The sequence below is a fragment of the Helicobacter valdiviensis genome, assembly GCF_003245365.1.
Lineage (GTDB): Bacteria > Campylobacterota > Campylobacteria > Campylobacterales > Helicobacteraceae > Helicobacter_D > Helicobacter_D valdiviensis.
Genome location: NZ_NBIU01000051.1, coordinates 1 through 5,459, shown reverse-complemented (window position 1 = coordinate 5,459; position 5,459 = coordinate 1). Strand labels below are relative to the sequence as shown.

Sequence of the window (5,459 nt, the reverse complement as noted above, 5' to 3'; positions counted from 1 at the left end):
TAACCCCACGCAGTCTTTTACCACTTCCAAAGGCTTTAATCTTTACACCATTATTGCTTACAAACTCTCCTACACGCCAAGTCTTGCCAATGCCTACAACACTAGGAAAGTCAAGCTTTAAATGCGGATTATCTTCTAATTCTGCTTTTATAGCTTCTAGCATTCCCTCCATAAGCTCAACTGCATCTGAAATCTCTACTATAAAGCTTTTATAGTTAAAAACCAAACACCACAAAGGAAAGAGTTGTGAAGTGTAAGTGGATTTACCATGAGCTCTTGGAGCAGCTATGGCGTGTTTTTCGCCTTTACTCTCTTTTTTAAGTGCGATTTTTGTAAAAACTTCATTTAAATGCAAATGCAAAGCACACTCACCTTTAATAGTAAAATAATGTGGAAAATAAGTCCTTGCAAAATATAAAAAATCCACACTTGCTCTTTTAATTCTCTCTTCTTTTAGGTTAGGATTTAAATGGGATTCACTTGCAAATTGTGCTTTAAGTTCGCTTTTAAGTCCCTCCATCCATTCTAAAAAGTCTTTTCTTTGCATAGCTCCTTTTAGTTCATTTGGAGTATTTGCGTGTTTTTGCTCATTTACGATTAAAAACTCATCCAGTTCTTCTTTAGAAAAAAGCATAATAATCCCTTAAACAAAACTTTCTGTAAAAGAAATTATCGTGGCGATTGGGAAACATTTAAAGCTCCATTGCTAAAATTTCTTTTTCTATCACACCACTTTCTAATAAAGCCACAAGCTTAACCACGCAATCTTTATCGTGTTTTAAATGGTTTATGATAATTTCAACCACCTTTTTAGCAACATTTAAACGATAGCTACTTGGATCTTCTAATCTTGCTACTTTTCTCATTTTTGAAAAGCTATCGCCTATCCTTGCAATAGCTTCTGTTTTTTTCTCTGCATTCATTTTAGAATCTGCATTAATATTTTCAATCGCACAAAACATCTGCTCAGTAAAACTCTCATATAAAGAAGCACTTTCTTTATCTTTGATTTTTGAAGTTAAAAGATTAGCTTTAAGCTTGTCCCAATCTCCATCTTTAGCTTTGTAGTTTCTTATGGTTTTTTCATTGCGGTTTAAGATTTTTGCAATCTTTAAAATATCAAACCCTGCAATATAAAGCTCTTTTGCAAGTTCTTTTAAGTCGTTATTAGCCATTTATTCTCCTTAAGTCCATTCTTGCTCTTGTATGTTTAAAAGCTCTTATTTTATTTTGTGGGATAAAATCCTCTTCTTCATTAATTTCAGTTGGAATTTTTTTATTTGCCATTTTTAAAAGTAGTTCATTAGCCCACTCTCTAATCTCTTCTAAGCTTTCCTTTGGAAAATCATTGCGACGCTTTAATTCCATAATTGTAAGCTTTACACAAATATCTTTTAAAAGTGAGGTTGGGTTTTTAGGTATTTTTATAAAACTCGCAATATAGCTTACTGCATCGCTTATGCAATCATCAATCACAGCAGTATCGCAAATATTTTTAGCATCTAAATCGCTAAGTTCTGCTAAAGATTTTAAACTTAATTCTTTGGTTAAATCTAGTTCGTTAATCATTGCAGGTTTTAAAGTTAATTCCATAAGTTTTATTCCTTTTTCTATATGGTTAAAATGTGGTTAAAATCGTTTAAAATTTCTTTTTAGTATCTTTGTATGGCTTTTTATAAAAACGCTTTTAAAACGCCTCTAAATTTAAATTCACACTTTTTGCAATAAAAGCTTGGTATCCCTTTGGGAAAACAAAAATTCTAGCAGTAGCTGGTAGGCTTTATAAGCTTTTAGAAAATTTTAAGAGGGAGGCTAGAGCTATACTCTGCGACCTCTTATAAATTTTCTAAATCTTTTGAATGCTATCACTAATGCGAATTTACTTAGACTAGAGCAATTTCAATTAATCCATTTGGTCTAGAACATGCAGGAATCGCTCTCATCTCTGCTACAAATTCAATCCCAGCACCTCTTGGCAGGATTTCAGGCTTAGACACAAACATTAAGCTTGGCTCTTTGTTTAGTGCTTCTGTATGGTTTGCTCTTCCATAAAAAATCTTAGAAGAATTATCTTTAGGCACAACAATACCTTTTTCACTGCTTAAAAAATCCACCTCTTTGCCTTTTAGATTTTTATACTTTGCACTATATCTTCTGAAGCGATTGCCTAAAATTTCTAAAGTGCCATCTTCATTTCTTCTTGCAAGATTATTTTTAAAAGCATCTTCACTTAGGGCTTGTTCGTTTAGCTTTGCAAAAAGCTCATTTCCACAAAGCACTTCATATTTATAGTTGATACCATATTCACTAACTAGCTTTGCATCAATCTCATCTATAAAATTAAAAAGCGTTTTGCTTTTGTCATTTTTTAAATCTACTTTAGGCTTATTAGAATTCCCAAATTCAAAAAGTAAATTTCCATTTCCATCCATAACTTTTCCAAACAAAGCTCCTGCAGCCATATATTCTAAAGTAGTGTTAAAGCTTTCTTTGGCTTCTTTAATTTTTACGCCCACAGCACCTGCAAGAGATTTTACTTGGGCACTCTGTAAAGATAAAGAACGCAAAGAATTAATCTCACTTGCACTAATATGTTTAATGAGTGCAAATCGTGGAAGTGGGATTTTTAAAATATAAGCCTCACTGGTTTCATCTAAAAGATGTTCTCCATTCTCACTAATAGAAGTTAGCACTACTCCTGCACCTTTAATAATTTTAACTTTAGCCATATTTTCTAGGCAAGGCACTCTCTCTTTAAAAATTCCATCGCATAAGAAATGAGGACTTGCCTTATATTGTGTGATGGTTTGTGTAAGCTTATCGCTTTTAAAATATTCTAAAAGTTCTTCTAAATTCATCTTTACTCCTTAATGTTAATGATTAAATCTTGCAAGAATGCTTTTTGCACCGCACTTGTATGGATTTCTTTTGCTAAATCTCCACCTAGAGTGATTTCTCCTTCAGTCAAGATTCCATAAATTCCATTTGCAAAAACATCATCTTTTAACATTGCAAGCTTGATATTTGTTTTAGCACTAATATCAGCATTAGGACATTTTTTAAAACTTGCTCCATAATCTTCGCTGATTAAAATTGTGCCAAGCGGTAAGCTTTCATTTTCTTCTAAATCCACATTAGCATTCATAGAATGCAAATCTTTGGCTACAATACTCTCTAGCCCTAAAGGCAATTTATGCAACAATCTTTCTTCCATATTTTTTCCTTTTTGTGTGGGTGGTTGTGGGATTTGCCCCTCTTGCTCTCCTTGTGTATCTTCTCCCATATCTTGCAAGGGCGACATTTCTGCTTCTTCTTGAATTTTGTCTACATCTTGCAAGGGTGTTTCTTGCTCTTTAAGAGTTTGTGTTTCTAGCTCTTCTTGTTCTACTTTTTTGGTTTTAGCCATTTTTACTCTCCTAAAATCAAATTAACCACATCTACTTCATCATCTTTTTTGGCTTGAGCTTTGTTTGCATAAAGATTATTTGTAGGGGGAGTTTCTTTGTGCGTTGCTAAAAAGGTATTAAAACCCTCTAAATCCTTACAAGCATAAGATAGAGCCCATTCTTTTTGAGAATTTGCAATTTTTCCGCTAGAAATTGCATTTTCCACCAAAGAATTTGCCATTTGCTTGTTTTGTTTTTCTCTTTCTTTTTTTAAGGCTTCTAGATTTTTTAAAAGCTCCTCTTTTTCATTTTTTAAAGCAATAATTTGCTCTTCTAATTCTTTTTGTTTGTCCATAATTTCTCCTTTAAATTTATTAGAATTTGCTATTAGCTCTCCAAGCTCATCAATAAAAGGGGTATTTGTTAGTGCAACAGAATGGAGCTTTGCTTTTATGATTTCCCCACTTTTATTGTCTTTTGAGTTAAATTCAAAGACTGGAGAGAGATAGCGGTATTGCTTATTTTTAATATAGTTTTTTGCTTCTTCGTTAAATTCTGCATTTGCAAAAAGTGCGTTATCTTCAATAAAAAGAGATTTAATCCAACCTGCTGCGGGTGCTTTTTGATTTTTTAAGCTTTGATGTTCATAATCAATTACTACATCAATCTTTTTTTGGTTAAAATCTTCTAGCATAGATTCTAAGTCTTGCTTTAAAACCTTAAAACTTCCATTAGGGTGTCCCCTCCATTCTCCAATTACTGCAACCTTTATAGGTTTGTCTTCTTTGATTTCGCTAATAAAATCCCTATTTGCAAAAAGCACTTTTACTCCTTTATTTCAATGTTAAAAAACAATCTTCTTTAAGCATAAGAGTTTCAATCTCTCTTGCATAAACACTCAAATATCCATGCTCACTTATTCCTTCATGGATTTTTTTAAGCTCTTTTAGCTCTATTCTAAAGCCATTGTTTAATTCTGCATTTTTAAGTTTTTCATCTATAAGTTCTAAGGTATCAAAGAGTTTGTGTTTTGCATTTACTCTATGTGTTGTAGCTTTGGAACTTGTGTGTGTTAAAAGATAGATTTTAAAAGTAGCAGACTTTTTCTCTAAATCTGTAAATTTTTCTCCTACAAAATCCACAAACACTAAAGTTTCTTCTCCATTAATGCAAGTTTTTAATTTTTCAATTTCTTCAAACTCACCAAGATAACTTCTAGCATTAAAATCTTTTAAAGTTAAAAGTAAATCTTTTTCAAATTCTTTTAGCAAAGCAATACCTTTTAAAAAATTTGGAGCAATTATAAAAAAGCACCTTTATTAAAATCAAAGAAAGGTTTTTGCAACAAAGCTTTAGCACAATATTTTTCTAGTTTTTGGTGTGAATTTTAAACTAAACTTCGCCTTGAATTTGGTTTTTTAAAGGAATTAAAATGTTACAAAACCCTTATTTTAAAGAAAGTGAGTTTGATTGTAAATGTGGTAAATGCAATCGTCCTCCTAATGTGCCAAGTGATGAGCTAGTTAGCATTCTTTGTGAGATTAGAGAATTTTTTGAAGCTCCTATTATCATTAATAGTGCTTATCGTTGTCCCACACACAATGTAAAAGTAGGCGGTGCTACAAATTCTCAACACACCATTGGAAGTGCTGTGGATTTTATCGTTAAAGGGGTAAAGACACAAGAGGTTTATAACTTTGTTTTAGAAAAATGGGGGGAAGAGCCTTTGGGAATTGCCATTAAAAGAAATGCAAACAATCCTCATGCAGGGTTTGTGCATTTAGATACAAGAGGCAAAAAAGCAAGATGGGAATATAAGTAAATTCGCATTGGGGTGGGCGATGTGATAGATTTGTAAAATTTTATAGAGGTCGCAGAGAATAGCTCTAGCCTCCCTCTAAAAATTTTACAAAAACTCCCACAGCCCCACCGTCACTGCTAGAATTTTTTATACAAAGGCTTTAGCCTAAAAGCAATCTATATTAAAGGAGTAAAGATGTTAGATTTATTGATTTATACAGCAGTTTTTTGTGGTGGAATTGTAGCAGGTGTTTTTATTGCTAAAAATAATCC

The 5,459-nt window shown here is 32.4% G+C and carries 7 protein-coding genes and 1 pseudogene; 1 reads left to right on the top strand and 7 read right to left on the bottom strand.

Annotation, left to right across the window (positions count from 1 at the left end):
* The 7 genes and pseudogenes from B6S12_RS09995 to B6S12_RS09965 all read right to left on the bottom strand — a co-directional run.
* Positions 1 to 634 (bottom strand): annotated as a pseudogene (locus B6S12_RS09995) (phage terminase large subunit); the annotation flags it as partial.
* 58 nt (positions 635 to 692) lie between these two features.
* Positions 693 to 1,175: a DUF1804 family protein gene (locus B6S12_RS09990; protein ID WP_111230637.1), complete on the bottom strand. Its 483-nt coding sequence runs from the start codon at positions 1,173 to 1,175 to the stop codon at positions 693 to 695.
* Positions 1,168 to 1,593, bottom strand: a complete 426-nt coding sequence (locus B6S12_RS09985; protein ID WP_111230636.1) for a phage protein Gp36 family protein — start codon at positions 1,591 to 1,593, stop codon at positions 1,168 to 1,170. Before B6S12_RS09985 ends, B6S12_RS09990 begins: the two co-directional genes overlap by 8 nt.
* Before the next feature lie 290 nt (positions 1,594 to 1,883).
* Positions 1,884 to 2,858, bottom strand: a complete 975-nt coding sequence (locus tag B6S12_RS09980) for a major capsid protein (protein ID WP_111230635.1) — start codon at positions 2,856 to 2,858, stop codon at positions 1,884 to 1,886.
* A 2-nt stretch (positions 2,859 to 2,860) separates the two neighbouring features.
* Entirely contained in the window at positions 2,861 to 3,406 is a 546-nt protein-coding gene (locus tag B6S12_RS09975; RefSeq protein WP_111230634.1) for a hypothetical protein, read from the bottom strand.
* 2 nt (positions 3,407 to 3,408) lie between these two features.
* Positions 3,409 to 4,209, bottom strand: coding sequence for a phage protease (locus B6S12_RS09970; protein WP_111230633.1), 801 nt, complete (start codon positions 4,207 to 4,209; stop codon positions 3,409 to 3,411).
* 10 nt (positions 4,210 to 4,219) lie between these two features.
* Entirely contained in the window at positions 4,220 to 4,657 is a 438-nt protein-coding gene (locus B6S12_RS09965) for a hypothetical protein (RefSeq protein ID WP_111230632.1), read from the bottom strand.
* A gap of 161 nt (positions 4,658 to 4,818) precedes the next feature.
* On the opposite strand from B6S12_RS09965, the gene B6S12_RS09960 reads away from it, so the two are divergent.
* A complete protein-coding gene (locus B6S12_RS09960; RefSeq protein WP_111230631.1) occupies positions 4,819 to 5,208 on the top strand; it encodes a D-Ala-D-Ala carboxypeptidase family metallohydrolase in 390 nt (129 codons plus the stop codon).
* The last annotated feature ends 251 nt before the right edge of the window (positions 5,209 to 5,459 follow it).

Excerpts from the sequence above, each read along its gene's own strand:
- B6S12_RS09960 (WP_111230631.1), top strand. The coding sequence starts at position 4,819 with ATGTTACAAAACCCTTATTTTAAAGAAAGTGAGTTTGATTGTAAATGT.
- B6S12_RS09990 (WP_111230637.1), bottom strand. The coding sequence starts at position 1,175 with ATGGCTAATAACGACTTAAAAGAACTTGCAAAAGAGCTTTATATTGCA.
- B6S12_RS09980 (WP_111230635.1), bottom strand. The coding sequence starts at position 2,858 with ATGAATTTAGAAGAACTTTTAGAATATTTTAAAAGCGATAAGCTTACA.
- B6S12_RS09985 (WP_111230636.1), bottom strand. The coding sequence starts at position 1,593 with ATGGAATTAACTTTAAAACCTGCAATGATTAACGAACTAGATTTAACC.
- B6S12_RS09975 (WP_111230634.1), bottom strand. The coding sequence starts at position 3,406 with ATGGCTAAAACCAAAAAAGTAGAACAAGAAGAGCTAGAAACACAAACT.